A 21,687-nucleotide genomic window follows, 5' to 3' on the forward strand; every position below is an offset into this window, starting at 1 on the left:
ATCCGGTCTTTCGCATGTCCTTCACGGTTGGCAAGCGCCCACAGTCACGATACTTATTAAGTTACATGATTCGCGGAGTGGATGAAATGCGAGAGTTCGAAAATCCTGATCACTGGGACGTGGCGGCGAGCCACTATCAGCGGACCGCGCATCCTTTCACGGCACGCTTTGCAGAGGCGGCGCTCGCGCGCGTGGCGCTGGCTCCCGGGAGCTTCGTGCTCGATGTGGCGACCGGCACCGGTGCCCTTGCGCTAGCGGCGGCGCGCACAGGAGCAAGGGTGCTGGCGACCGACTTTTCGCCCGGCATGGTGGCGTGCGTCGCCGCCGCAGGGCTGCCCAATGTCGAGGCCCTGGTCATGGACGGACAGGCGCTGGACCTGCCCGACGCGAGTTTCGATGCCGTCTTCTCGATCTTCGGCGTGATCATGTTCCCCGATTGGCGCAAAGGCCTTGCGGAGATGCAACGGGTTACGCGGCCGGGCGGATATGGCGTGGTCGCCACTTGGCAAGACCGGGGTGCGGCGACCTTCCTGTTGCTTGGCCAGATTCGGCGGAAGCTGTTTCCCGAGCGCGAAAGTATGGCAATGCCTGACGCGGTGCAGGCGTTGAGCGATCCTGAGGATTTCGCCCGCGCACTGATCGCGGCGGGCTATCGCAATTCGGAGATCGAGAGCGTGACCCAAGACTATATGCTTGATGTCGCGGCACTCGACGAGCCCGATACGCTGTTCGGGATGTCGCCTGACTGGACCAGTCTGAGCGATGCGGACAAGGCGGCAGTGACTGGCGAGGTTCGGCAAATGGCCGGTGATCGAGCGGTTCTTCCGATCCCGTCTACTGCACTAATCGCTGTGGCGGAACGCTGAGGATCAACGGGACCCACTATCCTCAACTCTGCCGCAAGGCGTGCTCCAACCGACGTCCGCCCCTTCGAATCGATTCCCCGGAAGCCGACTGAGCGTAATCCATCAAACATCGCCGCCCACCAACGGGACCACGGAAGCGTCATCCGATATTTCAACGGACCGACATCTGCTTGGCCTTGGAGAATCGGAGCAGCGCGTGGGATAGGTTGAGCCCGTTGCCAAAAATGCAAAGTGTCAGCTATGCCAGATTCAAAATCGCGTGCGCGGGTCGAGCGAATGCTCCGTGGCGATATGCGGCCTGATGATCTTACCCACCTGTTTTTGTACGCACGCGATCGGTGTGATGGCCGCGAGTCGGTTCAGGAAATCGGAGACTTTGTCGCACATCACGCCGAGCGCAATAAAGGAATTGTTACCGAATCGACTCGGGAGTGGTTTGCAATAGCCCGATTCAGCGCAGTCGTATTTACCTTAGAGGGAACCAAACCTCTTGACCCCGAGAGATTACCCGCAGTGACGCCTTCCTTCTTGTCGGCCACGTTGCGGCGTATCGACAACAAGCAACTAAGGGCAATGAGCGGGCTATCTAGAGTGGCGGCTCGGAAAGCATTACCCGCTCTTTTAAGAATGTTACGCCAAAACGCGGACGGCACATATTCCGCCGGCCCGGTCTCGGGACAAAACGAAGTCGCACTGCTACGGGGACTTTCCTCTGTAATAATCGCGAAGGCTGCCTTTGACGGCGATAGGCTGTTTGCGGATTTTTCCGCAACACTAAAGAGCAATGCCCTGGTTATTAAGAGCGAGACCGACGCACTATCTAAACTCCAGCCGGTAATTGAACTTTTTGCAATCGCAGCGATGCATAACTGCAGGATTCAGATGGATGACGGTTCGCAGATAGTTTTAAAAGCCGCTCCTTCTGATGCTGGGATTGACGTGAATGCCGCCATACCGACACACAAATTGAAGGACGGGGGCGAAATTTTCCTCTCGTCGTCGATTTTTAAATCAAAAATAAATCCAAAAGAATTTTGCGAGCCCAACCTACTGGAATCAAACTGGTCCGGAGAGATCGAATTGAGTTCATCTGGACGGTTGAGTCTACTCTAGCGCGTAGGATGGGTTGAACCCATTGCGAAATCCATCAGAATCAAAAACGGCAAATGATGGGGTAGCGCTTCGCTCACCCATCCTTAACACGCTAAGTGTTTTGAAGCCGTCATTGCGAGCCAACGGGTCGGCGCGAAACGCCGCCCGATGACAGGTTCCGCGAAGCAATCCATCGTGCAGGTTTGCCAAAGCTGGATTGCTTCGTCGCTTTTGCTCCTCGCAATGACGAGAAAGGGGAGCAAGCGTAGCCCGGATGAGCGAAGCGATATCCGGGTTTCATTTGCGTTGACCCCGCATATCGCGGAGCCTGTCATCGGGCGGCGCGCCTCGCGCCGACCCGTTGGCTCATGCGGGCTACCGGCGACGACCACAGCCGCCCCCCGCTCACCCCACCCCTCCCATCACATACGGCTTCAGCATCGCATAAATCATGCTGTGGGTCGGCGTGGGTATGCCGAGCTGGCGGCCGAGGTCGGCGACCTTGCCGCTGAGCCAGGGCACTTCCAGCCGGTTGCCTCGGTCGAGATCGAGCGCCATCGAGGCCTTCATGGCGGGCGGCGTATGGCCAGTGAAATCGAGAATCTTGTCGAGTGCGTCGGCGGGCAGGGCGACGCCTTTGGCGCGGCCGACGTCGATCACTTCCTGCCAGGCGGCGAGGAAAATCGGGCGCAGGTCGGAATCGTCGCGCAGCTTTCCGATCGGCTGGCGGGCCAGCGCCATGATGCCGGCGTTGCTGGCGAGCAGGATGAACTTCATCCAGAGGTCGGTGAGGATCTGCTCGCTCAGAGTCGCGTCGAAGCCGGCCTTGAGGCACAGCGCGAGAAACTTCTCGGCCCGCTGGCTGCGCCGGCCGTCGAGTTCGCCGAAAATCATGCGCATGAAGGTGCCGACCTGCGTGATCACGCCGGGCGCGGTGATCGAGGCCGAGATCTGCGCCACGCCGCCCATCACGGCGCTCTTGCCGAGGATCGGGATCAGCCGCTCGGCGGCGTCGATGCCGTTCTGCAGCGGGATCACGGCGGTCTCAGTGCCGATCAGCGGCCTTATTCGCTCGCCCGCGCTTTCGACGTCCCACAGCTTCACGCAAAAGAGCACGATATCGACTTGGCCGATTTCGGCGGGATCGTCGCTGGCGCGGGTCGGCGTGAGATGAACGTCGCCGCGGGGGCCGTTGACTTTCAAGCCGGCGCTCTTCATCGCGGCGAGATGCGCGCCGCGCGCGAGGAAGGTGACGTCGGCTCCCGCCTGCGCCAACGCTGCACCAAATCCGCCGCCGACTCCGCCGGCGCCGATAACCGCGATCCGCATCAAATTCTCTCCTTGAAGCTCGTCATGCCCGGTCTTGTGCCGGGCATCCACGTCTTTGCCGTACCTTAGGCAAAAAAGGCGTGGATGGCCGGGACGAAGCCCGGCTATGACGAAATTGGATTATTTTCCGGTGGTTGGAAAGAGGAGGCTGAAAATACCGGTTGCAATTCCGGTGCAAAGATTTTCCCGTTCGTAGTTGCGCCAACAAAATCTATAATCGTTGCGGCACGCCCAAAGGGGGCGTCCCGCCACGGGAGGCTGATGCCGATGCCTTCGGGTCCGAAAGCGAAACTGCGCGCGCGGATCGCCTTCGTGTGCCTGTTCGTGGCCTTTGTCGGGCTTTCGATCGGGGCCTATTACGTCGGCGATCTCGGCAGGTTTCTGCCCGGCACGGCCGCGCGTGAAACTCATTCGGCATTGCGGGCCATCGGCGATCCCGGGCGGATCGATGCGGCGTCCGGGCAGCATCCCGCCAATCCATTTCAGCAGCTGCTGGCCATGGCGACCAGGGCGGCCGATGACGCTGACACGGCCAGCGAAAAACTGTCCAGTGAAGTCGAGCGGCCGGCGATCCCGGGGGATATCAATCTGGGCACGGCGAGCCGGGCTGAGCTCGATACGCTTCGCGGCAATCTGAAAACCGCGGAAGCCAACGCCACCGCCTTCATGCCGCGCTACGCCGCGCTGCTCAAGACCGAGCGCGACACGGTCGAAAACGACGCCCGCGCGCTGCATGTGGAGCAAGCGAGCGCCGGCAAGCTTCTGGACCAACTCGATCGGCGGCAGGCGGAAATGACGGCTCTGATGGCCAGGCTGGTGTCGGCGCGCGCCGAGTTCTACGGCGCCTACGAAAACTATGTCGCGGTGCTGGCCGGGGAGTTCGGCAACTACAAGGTGGTGGACGGTCAATTCATCTTCCCGTTTCAGCGCAGCGTCGACCGTTACAATGTCGCGGGCCATGCCATGACGGTCGCGGCGAGAAGCGTCGCCGAACTGGAACAGGAAAGACAAAACCTCAAGCGGTCGCAGCAGGCGGCATGGCTGCGATTCGTCAACGGCCAATGACGCGATGCCGGCGGGCCGGGGGTGCTGATTTGCCCGACGGGCGTGCTTGCCGATTTCGTGTCCAGCCCCTTTTGAAAAAATATTTCTGATTTTCAGAAGGCCCAAATCAGTTGTATGTCTCTTGCGTCCTGTCCCACTCAGAGGGGCGGCTCGCGACGTCACGGACGCGGGGCGGGATGCGGTGGACGCGGCGGCGCGCTTGACGGGCGTGGCTTGCAGCGGACGGCGAAGACGTGTGGTCCTGACGCCCCGACGCTGGCGTCAAGTTTGCGGAGCGATCCGCGTAACGACGGTGGCAAGAAAGCCGATCACCGGGGAGAGCACGGTATAAGCCGTAAACCATTGCGTGCGGGAATGTCGGGTGATTTCCGATGGCTCGCTGTGAATACTCGTGTGCATACTTACTACCATAGCGCACACGAGGCTGCGGGTGCATCGGGCGCCCGGCATTCCCCACGCCCTCTGTTTTCAGGGCGGAGATTTTTGAGCAAACCTCGGGCGCACTGCGTCGCGAGATCGCGAAGGTGTGTCCGGATTTCACGGCCGTCATTGCGAGCCAACGGGTCGCGCGAACGCGCGCCCGATGACAGGCTCCGCGAAGCAATCCACTCTTACTTTCTTTCTCGCTGATCAATGGATTGCTTCGCTGCGCTCCCAATGACGGTCTTACAATTGCTTGCGCCTTGGCTGTTTGAAAAATTGAATCCGATATGGACGGTGCCCGCGCCAGGAGCTCTTCACCTCTCCCCTTGTGGGAGAGGTCGGATCGCATCGTCAGATGCGATCCGGGTGAGGGGTTACGGTCTCACGATAGACCGTGACCCCTCACCCCAACCCTAGAGAGCGAGCTTCGCTCGTCTCGATCCCGCAAGGGGAGAGGGAGCTCACCGCCGATGCCGGGACACTGATGGTTCACTTCAAGTGCGTGGCGGCATCAATCATCGGTCGCGCCTTTGAGAAAGACAATTCGAGCGGCTACAATGGACTGTGCCGGGCCGGGTTATCACGGGAGAAAAAACTTCATGATCGAAAAACGTCTAGACAATTCGCGGCGGAAGCTGATGTGCGCCATCGTTGGCGGCGCGTCGGCGGGGCTGTTGTTTCGGATTTCGCGGACCGAGGCCGCGGAAAAAATGACGCCGCAGCAGGCCGAATATCAGGGCACGCCGAACGGCATCTACAGCTGCGGCATGTGCACGCTGTTCGAGGCGCCGAATTCCTGCAAGGTGGTCGAGGGCGAGATCAGCCGCGACGGCTGGTGCAAGGCCTTTGCGATGGCGGATTGAGTGTGCCCCTTACCCTCCCCTGGAGGGGGAGGGTCGACGCGACTGAAAGGAGCGGCGGGGTGGGGTGGCAGTCTATCGTTTCGAACGGTGCCCGAGTTGAGAGACTGTCACCCCACCCCGTCTCGCATCTTGCTTCGCGCGATGCGAGCCGACCCTCCCCCTCCAGGGGAGGGTAAGGCGCCATCACACCCCTCACAACTCCCTCGCATTACTGAACGCGAACGACGACACCCGGCGCGTGTTCTCGTCGAGGATCAGGGTTCGCGTGATCGGCGGCTCGGCGCGCTGGCTGCAGTTTTCGCGTTCGCACAGACGGCAGTTGACGCCGATCGGCGTGCCCTCGGTTTTTTCCAGATCCATGCCGGTGGCGTAGATCAGTTTCGAGGCATGCCGGATTTCACACCCAAGCCCGATCGCGAAGCGCGGCTGCGGCTGCGGGTGCGGCGCCACCGGCCGGCGCACCATCTGCGCGATCGAGAAGTACCTCGCGCCGTCCGGCAGTTCGATGATCTGCTTGAGCAGCCGGTCCGGCGTGTCGAAGGTCGCGTGCACGTTCCACAGGGGACAGGTGCCGCCGAATTTCGAAAACGGAAAGGTGCCGGAGGAGAATCGCTTGGAGACGTTGCCGGCATTGTCGACGCGCAGCAGGAAGAACGGCACGCCGCGCGCGTTGGGCCGCTGCAGCGTTGTCAGGCGATGGCAGACCTGCTCGAAACCGCTGTTGAAACGCTGCGCCAGTACGTGGACATCGTAGCTCAGCGCTTCGGCGGCGGCATGGAAGGCCTGGTAGGGCATCATGACGGCGGCCGCGAAATAGTTCGCGAGCGTAATCCGGTAGAGCCGGCGCGGGGTTTCGTCGAGCGGGCCGGCGCGGCCGACGATCGCATCGAAAATTCCGCTGCATTCGGCAAGCCCGGTCTGGAAGCCGATCTGGAACGCGCGGCCGGGGCCATCGACCAGTTCCGAAATCAGGAGTTGCCGGCGATGGCGGTCGAACCGCCGCAAGGTCTCGCGCATGACGTCGACCGGCATGATGCGGGTGACAACAGAATGCTTTTCGCGCAGGCGCGCGCCGAGTGCGGCGAACAATTCTTCGGACGCCACATCCAGTTCGTCGCGCAGGGTTTCCGCCGCCTGTTCGAGTTCGGGGAAATAATTGCGGTTGGCCTCGATCAGGTCGCGGACACGCTCGACCGGATTGGCCTCGAAGCGCGTGCCCTCGTCGCGGTCGGCCATTTGGGCTGCGACCAGGGTCTCGCCGCGGCGGGCCTCGGTATAGGCGGCGTACAGCCGCTGCAGCGAATGCGTCACGCCCGGGCACAATTCCGCAAGGTCGCGCAACTCCTGCTTCGGCAAATCGATCTGGCGGAACAGCGGATCGGAAAAGATCTCGTTCAGCTCGGCGAAAAACCGGTCCTCGTCGGCGGTGGCGAGGTCGCGCAGATCGAGGTCATAGGTTTCCGCCAGCCGCAGCAGGATCTGCGCCGTCACCGGCCGCTGGTTGCGCTCGATCAGGTTGATGTAGCTCGGGGAAATGCCGAGCCCTTCGGCGATCTGGGTCTGCGACAGCCCCAGTTGCTGGCGGATCCGCCGGAACCGGGGGCCGACAAACAGTTTCTTGGCGGAATCACCGGCCATGGGCAGCCTCCCTCATTTCCCACCGCCCCCACCGTCATTCCGGGGCGATGCGCAGCGTCGAACCCGGAATCTCGAGATTCCGGGTTCGTGCTTCGCACGACCCGGAATGACGGCAAAAGAGCATATTTTGTGACAAACATTACAAAGTGACATCTATGACATGTACGCATGTTACATGACATCATCATTAGAAGGCAAGTCATCTATACGAATTGAGAAGTTTAGCGTTTAGCTCTCGACACGTTTCGCAATGCACTGTCACGAATGTCGATTGGAGAATTGAAATGTCGCAGACCTTTGAACAGCTGGTTCCCGCGCCCGCCGGGCGTTTCGATGGCATCAGCCGTCCCTACAGCCCGGCCGAGGTAGAGAGGCTGCGCGGTTCCGTGCCGATCGCCTACACCCTGGCCGAAAAGGGCGCCAATCGGCTCTGGGAATCGCTGAAGAGCGAGCCCTTCGTCAATTCGCTCGGCGCCGTCACCGGCAACCAGGCGATGCAGCAGGCCCGCGCCGGCCTGCCGGCGATCTATCTGTCGGGCTGGCAGGTCGCCGCCGACGCCAATACCGCGGGCGCAATGTATCCCGACCAGAGCCTTTATCCGGCCAATGCCGGCCCCGAATTGTGCCGCCGCATCAACCGCACCTTCCAGCGTGCCGACCAGATCGAGCACTCCGAAGGCGGTGCCAAGATCGACTGGTTCGTGCCCATCGTCGCCGACGCGGAAGCGGGCTTCGGCGGTCCGTTGAACTCGTTCGAGATCATGAAGGCCTATATCGAGGCCGGAGCGGCCGGCGTGCACTTCGAGGACCAGCTCGCGTCCGAGAAGAAGTGCGGCCACATGGGCGGCAAGGTCCTGATCCCGACCGCGGCGCATGAGCGCAATTTGATCGCGGCGCGTCTGGCCGCCGACGTCTGCGGCACGCCGACTTTTGTCCTGGCGCGCACCGATGCGGAGAGTGCAAAACTGATTACCGCCGATGTCGATGAGCGCGATCGCGAGTTCATCACCGGCGAGCGCACCGCGGAAGGTTTTTATCGGCTCAAGCCCGGCACGGGTCTCGCCCATTGCATCAAGCGCGGCATCGCGTTCGCGAAATATGCCGATCTGCTGTGGTGGGAGACCTCGACCCCGAACCTCGAGGAAGCAAAAGAGTTCGCCGAGGCCGTGCACAAGGTCTATCCCGGCAAGATGCTGGCCTACAATTGTTCGCCCTCGTTCAACTGGGAAGCCAATATCGACAAGGCGACCATCGCCAAATTCCAGCGCGAAATCGGCGCGATGGGCTACAAGTTCCAGTTTGTCACGCTGGCGGGTTTCCACTCGCTCAACCACGGCATGTTCGAACTGGCGCGCGGCTACAAGACCGAGGGCATGGCGGCCTACTCCCGCCTGCAGCAGGCCGAGTTCGCGTCCGAGAAGCACGGCTATTCGGCGACGCGCCACCAGCGCGAAGTCGGCACCGGCTATTTCGATCTGGTGTCCACCACCATCACCGGCGGCACCTCGTCGACCACCGCGCTGCACGATTCGACCGAAGCCGCGCAGTTCAAGAAGCAGGGTTCGGAAATCCACGTTCAGGCGGCTGAATAAAGGAGGCTATCATGACGAGCGGCAGCAATTTCTGGGTGATTGGCGGCGAGTTCGGTTCGATGAACTTCCACACGCTGGTGGAAGGCTCGGCCCAGGTTCAGGGCCCGTTCAAGACCCGCGCCGAGGCCGAGGACGCCTGGCGCAGGGTTTCGGAAGAGAACCGCCATAAGGCCGGCGTGCGGTTTTCGATCGTCGAGGAGCCCAATCGCGTACCGGCCTGAGGTTTTCTCAGGTCCGACTGACGGCTAAGAAACGGCCCAAGGACGACCGCGGTCCCATCCGGACATCCGGGTGGGGCCGCTTGCGTCTCATCTCCTCTCCCGCTTGCGGGGCAGGCCCGGCTGGGGATGCTTGACGAGAAGGGGTTGCGCGACGCGAGGATGACGCGGATAAATGCTCCACCCGTCGCGCCGATGGCGGCCTATGCTTCCCCGCAAGCGGGAGAGGTGAGAAGCAACCGAAGGCGTAAGCCTTTGGGAACAAACGGCCTTTGCGGACAGCGTGGTTGCTGATAGGTTAAACGCAATCCGAACCCCTTAGACAAAAGGCCGCCAGCTTATGTCAGACGCGCCACATACCGGGAGTCATGCCGCCAGCGAGACGCGTCCGATACGCCTGCGCGATGCGCTTCGGCAGGCGCGGATCGAGGCGGCCGATCGCACCGGCGTGGTCGTCGACCTGCGCGATGCCGAAGTGGCTCGGCTTGAAATTCTCAACGAGGCGCTCGATCCCCTGTTCGCGCAAATACCTGCTCAGGTCGATCTGTTCGATCGCGGTATCAGCCAGGGCGATACGCCGCGGCTGTGGGTCGACGTCGTCGCCCATGTCGTGATGGGACGCGACAAGCGCATTTATCGCTTCGTGCAGGACACCCGTTTCGGCCGCATCGTGATCGCCGAATCCCACGATGCCATCGTCATCGTCGACGCCGTCACCGATTATGTCGCGCGCCGCATGATCGAGCGCGAACACGCGCTGGTCGCGACGCCGGCTGCGCCGGAACCGGTCGTCGTCGAAAAGCCGCGCCGCGGCGGGTTCTGGATCTTCGCGCTTGGCTTCATCATCGGCGCGCTCGCGCTGTTCGGTCTGGCGCTGTTCGCGACGTTACGCAATTTCTAGGCATGCACAATCTCTCACCGTCATTCCGGGGCGCGCGAAGCGCGAACCCGGAATCTCGAGATTTCCGCGATGTGCAATTGCAGATCTGAGGTCTGGTCCGGCCTGTCATCGGGCGGCGCGAAGCGCCGACCCGTTGGGACCATCCCGGAATGACGGTAACGGTTACATCAGCGTGGTCCGCCGCAATTCCCTCACCCGCATCATCTCATCGATACCGCACACGGTCTGCTCGCAACGCCATGCCGCGCCATCGCGCTCGATCGAAAACAGATTGTAGGCCGCGGCGGGATAGCGGCCATGCGCGAGTGCCGATGCCGAAGGCACGCCGATCGCAGGTATCGGGCCCTGCGGCCCGTCGATCCAGATCGTCGAATGAACATGATCGTGCCCGTGCAGGATCAATTCCACGCCGTGTTGCAGCAGGAGCGCGCGCAGTTCGAAGGAATCGGTCAGCCGCTTGGCGCGCGAATCCGAGCGCAAGGGGTGATGGACCAGCAGCACGCGAAATGCCTGTTCGGAAGAAAGCCCCGCCAGCATGCGTTCGAGCGCATCGAGCTGGGGGCGACCGAGCCATCCCGTCGCCATCAGCGGTGGCGTCGGGACCGCCGACGATACGCTGATCAGCGCCAGCGGGCCGCGCCGGCGCAGAGAAGGCAATATGACGCCGCCATCGGGCACCTCGTCGCCGGCGAGGTAATTTCGCCAGGCTTCCGCAAATCGATGCCGGGTGGCGCGCACATAGGCGTCGTGATTGCCGGGGACGACCGTGACACGATCCGGTGCGCCGACGCTTTCCAGCCATTTCAGCGCCGGCGCGAACTCGGCCTCCAGCGCCAGGTTGACGAGATCGCCGGTGATCGCGATGTGATCCGGGCCTTGCGCCTGCAGGTCTGACACCAGCGCATCAAGCACGTCGCGGCGATGGAATTTCCGGCGATTGCGGATCCAGTTGAGATAGCCGAGCGCGCGCTTGCCGGCGAGATCGGCAAGCCGCGGCACGGGCAGCGGCGGAAGATGCGGATCGGACAAATGGGCCAGCGTGAATGCCGCCATCAGTTGCATCCGACCGGGTCGCCCGTGGGACGGCGCCGCTGCACGATCATCTCGTCATATCCCGTGAAATCCTGCAATGTATTGGCAAGCCGGCAGCGGTGACGCAAGGATCAAACGAGATGTCCGGACATCGGGGATTTCAGTGGCGATGAACCTGCAATCCCTGCGAAAGCTCGTCGAGCCGCTGCTGCGGCGGCTGTTTCACCTCTATTGGCGGTTCGCCCGCGGCATGACGCTCGGGGTCCGCGCTGTGGTGCTGGACGGCGACAACAGGGTATTTTTGGTCAAGCACAGCTATGTCTCCGGCTGGCACCTGCCGGGCGGCGGTGTGGAGGTCGGCGAAACCTTCGGCGATGCGCTGCGGCGCGAACTCGCGGAGGAGGGGCGGATTGAAGTGCTGGGCCAACCGGCCCTGCATGGCCTGTTCTTCAACAGCCACGCTTCCCGCCGGGACCACGTCGCCGTCTATCTGGTCCGGCATTTCAGCCAGGATCGCCTGCCCGAACCCAATCACGAGATCGTCGCCTGCGGCTTCTTCGAGGCTGGCGCGCTGCCGGCCGAGACGACTGCGGGGACCCGTCTGCGGATATCGGAAGTGCTCGAAGGCAAAGCGCCGATCACAACCTGGAGTTAGGCCCTTGAGCTTCGCTCCATTTGGCGACAAGCTTGTGGGAGCACCGTGCACCGGAACCAAGCGATGCGATATCTGAAGGCTGCCTGTGGCTTCCTTTGCTTTCTGGTGTTGGCCAGCAACGTATGGTCGATGTCGCACTGGAACGAGGCCCGCGGCGTTTACGACGACGTCTGCTATCTCCGGCAGGCGCATCTGTTCCAGAAATTCGGCATTGACGGGTTGGATACAAATATCTCCCGGGACGACGATCATTATCTGTCGGAAAAATTGAGGGCGATAGCTTTCCCGACCTGGAGCGATACTACCACGGCTCCCTGTCACAACATGATGCCGGCGACAAATAAGCTTGTCATGCAATACCCGCCGGGCACGGGCTTTGTGCTGGCGCTGTTTCCGCAAGGATTTCAGGTCATCCCGCTCTACGCTTTGGCGACTGTCATCATCTTTGGCTTTGCGTCGCTTGGGATTTTTTATGCGCGTTCCACGGCTGCAATTCTGTTGACGACGGCCTTTGGCTGCCTGGCGATCTACCTGATGATCAATCCGACCAAGGCGAGCTATTCGGTGGCGCCGACGATGGTGGTCTGCGCGCTGGCGGGTTTTCTCACCGCCAGGCTCTTCTCCACGGAGCAGCGGCGTCGTCGCCTGCTTTTGACCGGCCTCGTCGGTCTTTTGATTGGCGTGGCCATCAATTTCAGATTGTCCAATTTGTTTCTCGCGTCCGGATATTTTTTATTCTTCCTCGCTTCGTTTTCATTTTACCGGAGGCTGGAGTCATTTCTGCAGGGCGCCGTGTTCGGGGCCGCGTTCTTGGCAGGCGTGGCGCCGACCCTACTTGCGAACGCGATCAACGCGGGCGGTCCTTTCTCTACGACGTACGGCGGTGCCGACACGACGGCCCCGGATTTCAGTTTCAGCGTCATCTGGAGTTACGCCGCGGACCTGCAATTCGCGCTGCTGCTGCTCGCGGGTGCGTGGACCGTTGTGATCCTGCTTTCCAGCACCGGCAACGGCATAAGGCAAACGGCCCTTGTCGCGGCTGGAAATCTTCTGGTGAATCTGGCCTTCTTCTTGAGCCATCCCGTCTTCACCCCGTATTATACGATCCCGATCGCGATGCTGTCGTTGTGGAGCCTGCTGTTTGCCTCGCTGATACAGCCGGCGGAAGCAGTGGACGATAATCGCCTTGGACAGGCGGCCAAAGCCTGATCATGCTATGAGCGTTGAGTCGGCGGGCTTGATCGGGCAGGCATTTCACGAATGATACCATCATCGACGCGGGTTGCGGTTCTGGTGCCGTGCTTCAATGAGGAAGCCGCGGTCGCCACCGTCGTGGCCGATTTTCGCAAGGCGCTGCCTACAGCCGAAATCTTCGTCTACGACAATAATTCGTCGGATCGCACCATCGCGGTCGCGCGCGCCGCCGGCGCCGAGGTGCGCAGCGAACGCCGCCAGGGCAAGGGCCATGTAGTCCGGCGCATGTTCGCCGACGTCGACGCCGATGTCTATGTGCTGGTCGACGGCGACGCGACCTATGACGCCGCCAGCGCGCCACGCATGATCGATACGCTGCTGTCGGATCATCTCGACATGGTGGTGGGCTTTCGGGTCGATCAGGTTCAGGCCGCCTATCGGCCAGGCCATCGCACCGGCAACTGGATGCTGACCAGCTTCCTCTCCTCGGTGTTCGGCCAGGCTTTCAAGGATATCCTCTCCGGCTATCGGGTGTTTTCGCGGCGCTTCGTCAAATCGTTTCCGGTGCTGTCCGATGGTTTCGAGATCGAAACCGAACTGACGGTCCATGCGCTTGAACTGGCGCTGCCGGTCGCGGAAATCGAGACACCTTATTACGCCCGACCGGAGGGATCGTTCAGCAAGCTCAACACCTGGCGCGACGGCTTTCGGATCCTTGCCACCATCCTGAAACTCTACCGGTCGGAAAAGCCGTTGCGGTTCTTCACCGCCATCGGAATATTTCTGACGCTGGTGTCGGTCGGCCTCGCGATACCCATCATCGTCACCTACCTTGAGGAAGGCATCGTTCCCCGGCTGCCGACCGCGGTTCTGTCGATGGGCCTGATGATTCTGGCAGTGCTGTCGGTGTCATCGGGACTGGTGCTCGATACCGTGACGCGCGGCCGCCGCGAGATGAAGCTGCTGGCCTATTTGTCGCAGGCCCCGATCAACAGGAACTGATACGGCAAGAATTTGCCGAGGCGGGCGATGGACCGCGCCTTCGCCAGATGCTATCCCGCGCGTAACCATGAGCGACCTTTCTCTGACAATACTGCCCGAAACCGCCAACGACGCGCTGCCAATCGAACGCCTGCACGAGCGCACGTTCGGGCCCGGCCGTTTTGTGCTGAGCGCGTACCGGATTCGCGAACACGTCGATCATCTGCTCGATCTGTCATTCACCGCCCGGATCGGCACGCTGCTGGTAGGCTCGGTACGTCAGTTGCCGATAATGGTCGGCGATACCAAGGCCTTGCTGCTGGGGCCGCTGACGGTCGAGCCGCCGTTTCGCGGCCGCGGCGTCGGCCGCGCGCTGCTCGATCGCGCGCTGAAGGATGCGAGAGCGAAGGGGCATCGCCTCGTGCTGCTGGTCGGCGACGAGGCCTATTACAGCCGCGTCGGCTTCAAGGCGGTTCCGAAGGGCCGCGCGAGCATGCCGGGACCGGTGGATTACAGTCGCCTCTTGGTGGCGGAGCTCGTCGACGGCGCGTTTTCAGACGTCTCGGGGGCGATCCGTCCCGACTGGAGCGTGGTGCGATCGGGAGCATGATCCTGGCGATCAATCCGATCGAGACATTCGCCTCTCAGAAGCAGGTCACGCGCTCGGCGGCGATGTAGCCCAGCAGCAGTCCCACGCCAAACAGCAACACCATTCCCGCAGCGGCGAACTCGACCCCATGCATCACCAGCGCACCGCTGCCCCCGCGGCCGGCGGTTATCCGTCGCGCCAGCCCCTTTGCGGAGACCGCAATGATGGCAATGGTTGCGACGGTGATCGCGGTGCCAAGCCCCATCACGAACGTGGCGGCGATGCCGGCCCAGAACAGCCCCTGTGCCAGCGCGAACACCAGAACCAGAATGGCGCCCGAACACGGCCGGATGCCGACGGTTAGAACCGCGCTGAAACCGCGCCGCCACCCGCCGGGACCGGAAAGTTGCGAGGGCTCGGGACCATGCGAGTGTCCGCAATGCTCGTCGTGCACATGGCCATGCTCGCGATGCTCCGCATGCTCATGTCCGGACACACGGTCGCGAGCGACAGTGGCATGCGCAGGGCCGCGGTCATGGTGATGATGTTCGTGACCGCCATGATCGTGCGAGTGATGTCCGTGATCATGATGAAATGCAGTCGCGTGCGCCAGGACCGGCGCAATCGTTGGCGCGGATCTGCCGTAAGATGATTGCAGCGCCCGGATCAAGCCGCCGCCCTTGCTCCAGACCAGCCGGACACCGAACGCGGCGATCAGCGTGTAGCTGGCGATCTCGATTGCGCGCTCGGCGCCGCACATGGTCTTGGCGGTGACGTTGAGCAGCCAGGCGCCGATGCCGACGATCAGCACCGCGATCAACGACTGCATCAGCGCCGAGACGAACGACAGCACGATGCCGCGTCGCGCGGTCTCTTCATTGGCGACAAGGTATGACGAGATCACGGTCTTGCCGTGGCCGGGGCCGGCGGCGTGGAATATGCCGTAGGCGAACGAAATCGCCAGCAGCGTCCAGACCGCGCTGCCGTCGGCCTTGGCGGCGCGAATGGTCGCCGACATCTCGCGATAGAATTCCGATTGCTTGGTCATCAGCCAGCCGACGATACCGCCGATTTGCGCGTCGGGAGCGGCGGGCGGACCGCCGAACGGATTTTGCGCCAGCGCGCTCCGCAGCGCGCCATCGACGACAATGGCGACGGCCATGATCGCCAGGCAGTTCAACGCCGTCTGTCGGTTGGTTTTCATGCGCGCGATCCTCAGGGACAATCGACATTGATCTTGTTGGCGAACATTGCGCCATAATTACTGTTGCTTCCGTTCAGAAACGAGGCCTCGCCAAGTTTCTGGGCGGCGGCGGCTCCGTCGTTCGGCCGCTGGATCGTCGTGGCGCAGGCGGCGGGCGCGCCGACGAGGCGGATCGGATTTTGTTTCTGCAGCGCGAAGTCGACGAAGTAGGTTGGGTCGAAGATCTCCACGGCGAGTTGTTTGGTCTTGATCGGGGTCTTGAACGGGAGCGTGAAGTGCAGCACCAGGGTTGAATCCCGGTATTCGAGAAAGTAGTCGGCCGGCTTTTGAAACGGCTGTTTTTGGCCATTGACCTTGGCGAAGGTGAAGAAGCCGTATTCCTTCAGGGAGTCCATATTGGTCTGTGCCAGCGGGGCTAGTTCTTCGCGGCTATAGGTCCCCTTCTTTTTGGCCGCGATGCCCTGCAACGCATAGGTCGAAAACATGTCGTCGAACGTCCAGGCGTGCCGAATCCCGGTGATCGAGCCATCGGCAGCGAAAATCAGTTCGCTCGCCGCGGTGACCCAGACGTGCGGATGGGCCTGCGCCGCACCCGAACTCAAAGCGAGCGCCGCTGAAGCTGACAGCAGATGAAGCAACAAACGCATCAAGGCGTTCACGTTCACCCCCCATTGGCTCTGCCAAGGGCGCTCGCAAGCGGACCTTGACTTGATTGGCTGTCCACCGGTCCCGGCGCGGCCGAGCCTTGCGCCTCTCATATCTTCTTCGAGATGCCGAGGAAGAAGCCGCGTCGCGGCCCGAATTGCGGCGCGAACACGCCGATGCCGGATCCATCCCTGATTTCGTAGATCGAGTCGAACAAGTTGACGACGTCGAAACGAACGGTCATCGGCTTAGGGTCATTCGGCAGCAGGAATTCGCGCTGGATGCCGACATTGACTTGCGTGTAAGACGGCACCATACCGATGTTGGCGTCCCCGTCGCGCAGACCGCTGCCATAGATTGCGTCGGCGCTAAGCTTGGTCCCGCACCACGATAGCCCATCGGCGCCGAACGTTTCAGCGACAGTCGCAGGCCGGCCGCAGAACTGATAGACGGCCCCCGCCGAAGCGGTGACGAACTGGTTGTGGTCGGTATAGACAAAGTGCGACTGGATGTACTGAAACTCGGTCAGGCCGCCGAGATCCGCGAGTGGCGTCGAATTGTCGAATAGATACTGGTTCGACACCACCTGGCTCGCTCTCTGCTGGGCCACGGCAACGTTGGCATAGGCCTGGAAGTTGCCGCTTTTGTACTTGGCGTGGAATTCGATGCCTTCGTTGTATCCGTTGGCATAGTTGAATGCGGTCAGCACGTAGGCCTGGCCGAAGAGGCCGTTGTCGAGGAGGTCCGTCGCGATCTTGTAATAGGCGTCGACTCCGAGTTCCAGACTGGAGCAGTCTTTCGCGCCCGCTGACGAGCATCCGAACGGAATTTTTTGATCGACGCCGGCATCGAAATAGTGCGAGCGCTCCGGCAAGACGGGGTCGTTGGCCTGGCCGGCATTCGGTGCTCCCGTCGTGTTGTTGAACAGGCCGATGTTGGCGGGGGCTGCTTCCACGAGTTCCGGCGGCGTGAAGTAGCGCGCATAGCCGGCATGGAAGGTCGTATTCTCGAACGGCTTATAGGTAAAACTCAAGCGGGGGCTGAACTGGTTAGCGCTCACGAATTGATACATTTGATCGAAGCGCAAGCCGGCGTTGATCGTGAACTGGTCGGTGACCTTCCACTCGTCCTGAGCATACACTCCCATCAGCACGCCCAGTTTCGAGACGTTGTCGGTTATCGTCTCCGGCGCACCGTTGTCCGAGCCGTCGCATACCATGCAGGGTTCGACCAGCGACGAATTGCCGACGAATGCCTGCTCGGCGCTGACTGAGAAGCCGGCGCGGAGCGTATGGGTCGAATTGAGCTTATAGGAGCCGTCGCCCTGGATGCCATTGGTGTAGGAAGTGCGGGTAATATCCGAGGCGACGCCGTTCAGCAGCAGATCTCCGGTCGGGTCCGGCAAGAAGTGCAGATCGTTGTAGCGGGTGAAATAGGACAATTGCCCGTCGAAGCCGTCGACTGATTTCTGCACCGACAGCACGCCAAAGTGAGTGACCTCCCACTGATTTTCGTTGAGCAGCGCTGAATTAAAACTGGTGCTGCCGAACGCGTTGGTGACCGGGGGATTCCCGTTCTGCCCGACCGGTTGACCCGGATTGTTGGGAATCTGAAAGTTGTTGTTCGAAGTGCCGGCGATCAGGCTGACCCGGGTGGTCGGATCGACGAACGCGGACATGTAGGCGAAGCCCCTCTCCTGCTGTGAGAAATCGTGGATCGCGTTGTACGCAGGCGTCGCATTTTCAAGACCCAACGTGTTCTGCAGATAGCGGCCGGTGAAATAGTATTGAACGCCGGCAAAGCAATCCGCAGAAACCGGCGGCGCCTTGACGGAGGTTGGCGCGGTCGTGGTTGCAGGGCAGGTGCTGCCGAATGTGCCGCCATATTCGACGCTCGGCGTAATGGTGCCGTGACTGCCGCCGTACACGCTGGCGGTGCCGCTGTTGTTGAAAAGGTCGTTGCGGGTGGTGATGTCGACGAGGCCAACCGTGCGCAGCCCGAATTCGGCCGGCAAGGCACCGGTGACCAGTGCCATGCTGCCAATGAAACTGGTGTCGAAGATGCTGCCGAAACCGGTGAGCCCGTCGGGCATCATCACCCCGTTGATCCGGAACTGGACGTTGGCGTGATCGTTGCGGACATGCAGCGAGCCGCTGACGGCGGAATCCTGCGAAATCCCGGGGGCCTGCAGCAGCACCTTCTCAACCGACTGGTTGGTGCCTTGCGGCAGATCCTGGATGGTGTCGTGGCTGATGGTGTCGGAGGTCGTGCCGATGGTTGTATACAGATCGTTGCGCTTTTGATCGAAGACGTTGCTTTTTGCGGCAAGCTGTGCGGCTGGCGAGATCGGCGTTGAAGTCGCGGTGGTCGGCGTTGTCCGCGGAGATACGGCGCGCCGCGCGATCGCGCTCGGCTTCGGTTTCTGCCTCGGTGTCCCTGCTACTTGCTTCGGCGCTTCAACCACGATGTCAGGAAGCGCCGTGGTGCCGTTACCGGCGGGTGCTGCGGTCTGCGACATCGCGGCGCCGCCCAGGCCGAGCAGCAACGACGCCGAACCGGAGAGGAGTAGAGTACTTCTTGCAACAAACGTCATTAATCCCAACCCTGAAAAGCCACGGCCTGATTCGTCGTCGACGAATTCGGAGGGGCCTGCCGTCGACATGCAACGGACCGATTTCTAGTTATCCCGATGGACCGGCCACGTATGACGCGGCGATCGCTCAGGGATGACGAAGCAAATTCAGTCAGGAGATCGGGGGAGCGCGAGGCTGAAAGGCAACGCGAGTAGAGTTCAGATGAACGAACTCGGCATCGGTGGCCAGATATGAAAATTCCACGGCCTGCGGAATTAGCAGCAGCGGTGGTGTTGCAAACAGGACCGTATTCGCCATGGCGATAACGGCGCAGATCGCGCAACCGTCGTTCGGCTGCTTGCCGGAATCGCGATCGGGGGCCGGCGCCCGCTGATCGGGTTGACTAATTGTATTCGGTGAAGGGACGCCGTTGACGTGAGCAGCATCGGATAACGCCTGGCCGGATTGAATCGCGGGCGCCGCCTGCGCGGCGATCCCGTGGAAATGTCCGAACGAAAACGCAAACTGGAACGCGAGCGCAACAAGCGCGAGCCGCGTGCCAAGCCTGATGTTCGATCGGAACCACTTCATGCCGATAAACGCCCCACGCCGGCGGGCCAGGTTTTCCCGGCCGCCCCGACGTTATAATATAACATCAGGAATTGCCACAGCGTGTCAACTGCGGTGAATCCATGCGGCGGCGGAATTCGCAACGTCTGTGTGATTCACGCAACGTCCGTTGACGTGAGGTTGCGATCAGCGCCCCTCGCGCAGCCAAGTGGCGGCGAACGCGCCGAGCAGCAGCAGCAAACCGATCAGGCCGGCGAACATGGGCAGCACGCCCACGCCTTTGACGACGCTGGCATCGCGCATCTTCACGCCCATCCAGCCGTCACCGTGAAACACGCTGGACGCACGCACCGGCACGATGCGCGGAAGATCGACGCTCGAGCCATCGACGACCCGCCGGACGTCGCCGCCGGTGGCCTGGGCCAGTGGTTTGAGCGTTTCGGTGGTGGAGGTGACTTCCGAAAACTCCTTCGGGTTGGTCGGGCCGACATTGACCAGCGCTTTCAGCGTGCCATCGGTCGCCTGCCACAGGCCCAGCTCGTTCGCGGGTATCGTCGAGCGCCAGGTTCCCGGCTCGCTTTCGCTCAACGTCAGTTCGCGCGTCGCCCCGGCCGGCGAAGTCACCGTCACCGGCGCGACGTTGTCCGCCATGGTCTGGCGCAGCACCACGAGGTCCTTGCCCTGGACCTGCAGGCGTAAGGCTTCTTCGTCGAGGTCGGGCTGCTTCATCAGCCAATGCGACATTCGCCGCAGCAGGTCGAGATGAGGCCCGCCGCCCTCATAGCCGCGCGCCCACAGCCAGATGTGATCCGACAACAGCAGGGCGACCCGGCCCTCGCCGAAGCGCGACAACAGGAGCAGCGGTTTGCCGTCGGCGCCGGTCATGACCGGAGGAGTGGTCGCGTTGCGCGTCTCGACGTCGCGGAAGAACCGGCTCCAGTGCGGCGGCTCGAAGCTGGATCCTTCCAGTCCGCGCGTCACCGGATGGCGTTTGCCGGCATCGCTCAAATGCGCATAGAACGGCTTCTCGGTGACGCCGACCGGCTCGGCCGGCAGCACCGAATCCAGCGGCGTGCGCCAGATACTCGTGCTCGAAGCGTAATCGGGACCCGCCGACACCAGTACCGCGCCGCCGGCGCGGACGTAGCGCGCGATGTTGTCGAAATACGCGATCGGCAACACGCCCTGGCGCGCGTAGCGGTCGAAGATGATCAACTGGAATTCGTTGATCTTCTGCTGAAACAGTTCGCGGGTCGGAAACGCGATCAGCGACAATTCATTGATCGGCGTCCCATCCTGCTTTTCGGGCGGACGCAGAATCGTGAAATGCACGAGATCGACGCTGGCGTCGGACTTCAAAAGGTTGCGCCAGGTGCGCTCGCCGGAATGCGGCTCGCCCGAGACCAGCAGCACCCGCAATTTGTCACGTACGCCGTCGATCGCAACAACGGCGCGGTTGTTGACCGGCGTCAGTTCATTTTCGAGCGGAGAAGCCTCGATCTCGACGATGTTCGGCCCCTCGTGCTTGATATCGACGTCGACGTTGACGGTCTGGCCGCTCAGCACGGTGCGTTCGTTGATCACTTCGCCGTCGCGGCGCACCACGACCTTGGCGCGATCGCCGCTGACGCCCTGATCGTCGAGCCGGTAGGTGAGGGTCTGGGCTTGTCCGACGATGCCGAAACGGGGTGCGGCGGTAACCGCGATGCGGCGGTCGCGTTCGTCCTTGCGCCCTGTGATCAGCGCATGCACCGGGGCCTGGAATCCCACCGCGGCCGCGTTCGCGGGAATGTCGTGCACGCGGCCGTCGGTGATCAGGAAAGCGCCGGCGACGCGGTCGACCGGCACGTCTGACAGCGCCGACGACATTGCACCGAATAATTTGGTGCCGTCGGTTTCGCCGTCGGCCTGGCCGGCTTCGACCACGCGTACCTCCAGCCCCTTGATCTTCTTGAGGCTGTCGACCAGCGCCTCCCTGGCCTTTTCGGTCTCCTGGGTGCGGTTGCCGAAGTTCTGGCTGGGGCTTTTGTCGATCACGACGGCGGCCACCGACGACAGCGGCTCGCGGTCCTCGCGGGTAAATGACGGATTGGCCAGCGCCAGCAGGATTAGCGCCAGCGCCGTTACCCGCACCGCCGCGCCTCGCGCCCGGCCGAGCAGCAGCAATCCGGCGATCAGGACGATGGCGGCCGCCGCGAGCCAAAGCACGATGGAGGGAACAAGCGGCGTAAACGCGATGCCATACTGCATATTGCGA

Annotated in this window: 19 protein-coding genes; 11 read left to right on the top strand and 8 right to left on the bottom strand. The window is 62.0% G+C overall.

The genetic code is table 11. The features are described from left to right. The first annotated feature begins 86 nt into the window (after positions 1 to 86). Positions 87 to 866: a class I SAM-dependent methyltransferase gene (locus tag B5527_RS06840; RefSeq protein WP_079600615.1), complete on the top strand. Its 780-nt coding sequence runs from the start codon at positions 87 to 89 to the stop codon at positions 864 to 866. Positions 867 to 1,106: 240 nt separating this feature from the next. After that, positions 1,107 to 1,979, top strand: coding sequence for a hypothetical protein (locus B5527_RS43535; RefSeq protein ID WP_154072060.1), 873 nt, complete (start codon positions 1,107 to 1,109; stop codon positions 1,977 to 1,979). Between the two features lie 384 nt (positions 1,980 to 2,363). Here the strand turns inward: B5527_RS43535 and B5527_RS06850 are convergent, their stop codons facing one another. Next, positions 2,364 to 3,287, bottom strand: a complete 924-nt coding sequence (locus tag B5527_RS06850; protein ID WP_079607123.1) for a 2-dehydropantoate 2-reductase — start codon at positions 3,285 to 3,287, stop codon at positions 2,364 to 2,366. Between the two features lie 261 nt (positions 3,288 to 3,548). Here B5527_RS06850 and B5527_RS06855 point away from each other — a divergent pair, with 261 nt between their 5' ends. Together B5527_RS06855 and B5527_RS06860 are read left to right on the top strand one after the other, a co-directional pair. Then, a complete protein-coding gene (locus B5527_RS06855; RefSeq protein WP_079600617.1) occupies positions 3,549 to 4,352 on the top strand; it encodes a hypothetical protein in 804 nt (267 codons plus the stop codon). Positions 4,353 to 5,374: 1,022 nt separating this feature from the next. Then, positions 5,375 to 5,638, top strand: a complete 264-nt coding sequence (locus B5527_RS06860; RefSeq protein ID WP_079600618.1) for a hypothetical protein — start codon at positions 5,375 to 5,377, stop codon at positions 5,636 to 5,638. A 192-nt stretch (positions 5,639 to 5,830) separates the two neighbouring features. Here B5527_RS06860 and B5527_RS06865 read toward each other — a convergent pair whose 3' ends face one another. Further along, positions 5,831 to 7,276, bottom strand: coding sequence for a helix-turn-helix domain-containing protein (locus B5527_RS06865; RefSeq protein ID WP_079600619.1), 1,446 nt, complete (start codon positions 7,274 to 7,276; stop codon positions 5,831 to 5,833). Between the two features lie 284 nt (positions 7,277 to 7,560). Here B5527_RS06865 and aceA point away from each other — a divergent pair, with 284 nt between their 5' ends. The 3 genes from aceA (at position 7,561) to B5527_RS06880 (ending at position 9,987) form a co-directional block, all read left to right on the top strand. Further along, positions 7,561 to 8,868: an isocitrate lyase gene (gene aceA, locus B5527_RS06870; protein ID WP_079600620.1), complete on the top strand. Its 1,308-nt coding sequence runs from the start codon at positions 7,561 to 7,563 to the stop codon at positions 8,866 to 8,868. Positions 8,869 to 8,879: 11 nt separating this feature from the next. After that, positions 8,880 to 9,089, top strand: coding sequence for a DUF4170 domain-containing protein (locus B5527_RS06875; RefSeq protein WP_079600621.1), 210 nt, complete (start codon positions 8,880 to 8,882; stop codon positions 9,087 to 9,089). Positions 9,090 to 9,426: 337 nt separating this feature from the next. Continuing rightward, positions 9,427 to 9,987 carry a hypothetical protein gene (locus tag B5527_RS06880; protein WP_079600622.1) on the top strand — a complete coding sequence of 187 codons (561 nt, stop codon included), beginning with the start codon at positions 9,427 to 9,429 and terminating at the stop codon, positions 9,985 to 9,987. Positions 9,988 to 10,149: 162 nt separating this feature from the next. Here the strand turns inward: B5527_RS06880 and B5527_RS06885 are convergent, their stop codons facing one another. Further along, positions 10,150 to 11,040, bottom strand: coding sequence for a metallophosphoesterase family protein (locus B5527_RS06885; RefSeq protein ID WP_079607124.1), 891 nt, complete (start codon positions 11,038 to 11,040; stop codon positions 10,150 to 10,152). Between the two features lie 148 nt (positions 11,041 to 11,188). On the opposite strand from B5527_RS06885, the gene B5527_RS06890 reads away from it, so the two are divergent. From B5527_RS06890 to B5527_RS06905, 4 genes are all read left to right on the top strand, one after another. Next, positions 11,189 to 11,674 carry an NUDIX domain-containing protein gene (locus tag B5527_RS06890; RefSeq protein ID WP_079600623.1) on the top strand — a complete coding sequence of 162 codons (486 nt, stop codon included), beginning with the start codon at positions 11,189 to 11,191 and terminating at the stop codon, positions 11,672 to 11,674. A 378-nt stretch (positions 11,675 to 12,052) separates the two neighbouring features. Further along, positions 12,053 to 12,883 carry a hypothetical protein gene (locus B5527_RS06895; RefSeq protein WP_245332526.1) on the top strand — a complete coding sequence of 277 codons (831 nt, stop codon included), beginning with the start codon at positions 12,053 to 12,055 and terminating at the stop codon, positions 12,881 to 12,883. 51 nt (positions 12,884 to 12,934) lie between these two features. Further along, positions 12,935 to 13,870, top strand: coding sequence for a glycosyltransferase family 2 protein (locus tag B5527_RS06900; protein WP_079600624.1), 936 nt, complete (start codon positions 12,935 to 12,937; stop codon positions 13,868 to 13,870). Between the two features lie 67 nt (positions 13,871 to 13,937). Beyond that, a complete protein-coding gene (locus tag B5527_RS06905; RefSeq protein WP_079600625.1) occupies positions 13,938 to 14,459 on the top strand; it encodes a GNAT family N-acetyltransferase in 522 nt (173 codons plus the stop codon). Between the two features lie 34 nt (positions 14,460 to 14,493). Here the strand turns inward: B5527_RS06905 and B5527_RS06910 are convergent, their stop codons facing one another. From B5527_RS06910 to B5527_RS06930, 5 genes are all read right to left on the bottom strand, one after another. Beyond that, on the bottom strand, positions 14,494 to 15,642 hold the full coding sequence (locus B5527_RS06910; RefSeq protein ID WP_079600626.1) for a nickel/cobalt transporter: 1,149 nt from the start codon (positions 15,640 to 15,642) through the stop codon (positions 14,494 to 14,496). 11 nt (positions 15,643 to 15,653) lie between these two features. After that, positions 15,654 to 16,289 carry a DUF1007 family protein gene (locus tag B5527_RS06915; RefSeq protein ID WP_079607126.1) on the bottom strand — a complete coding sequence of 212 codons (636 nt, stop codon included), beginning with the start codon at positions 16,287 to 16,289 and terminating at the stop codon, positions 15,654 to 15,656. 107 nt (positions 16,290 to 16,396) lie between these two features. Next, a complete protein-coding gene (locus tag B5527_RS06920; protein WP_154072061.1) occupies positions 16,397 to 18,880 on the bottom strand; it encodes a TonB-dependent receptor in 2,484 nt (827 codons plus the stop codon). Between the two features lie 151 nt (positions 18,881 to 19,031). Then, positions 19,032 to 19,451 (bottom strand): DUF2946 domain-containing protein, encoded by a 420-nt coding sequence (locus B5527_RS06925; RefSeq protein ID WP_079600628.1) that lies wholly within the window; start codon positions 19,449 to 19,451, stop codon positions 19,032 to 19,034. Between the two features lie 165 nt (positions 19,452 to 19,616). Beyond that, complete coding sequence (locus tag B5527_RS06930) at positions 19,617 to 21,680, bottom strand: hypothetical protein (RefSeq protein WP_079600629.1); 2,064 nt, start codon at positions 21,678 to 21,680, stop codon at positions 19,617 to 19,619. Positions 21,681 to 21,687: the final 7 nt, after the last annotated feature.

The sequence above is a fragment of the Bradyrhizobium erythrophlei genome, from assembly GCF_900129425.1.
In the GTDB taxonomy this organism is placed as follows: Bacteria; Pseudomonadota; Alphaproteobacteria; order Rhizobiales; family Xanthobacteraceae; genus Bradyrhizobium; species Bradyrhizobium erythrophlei_C.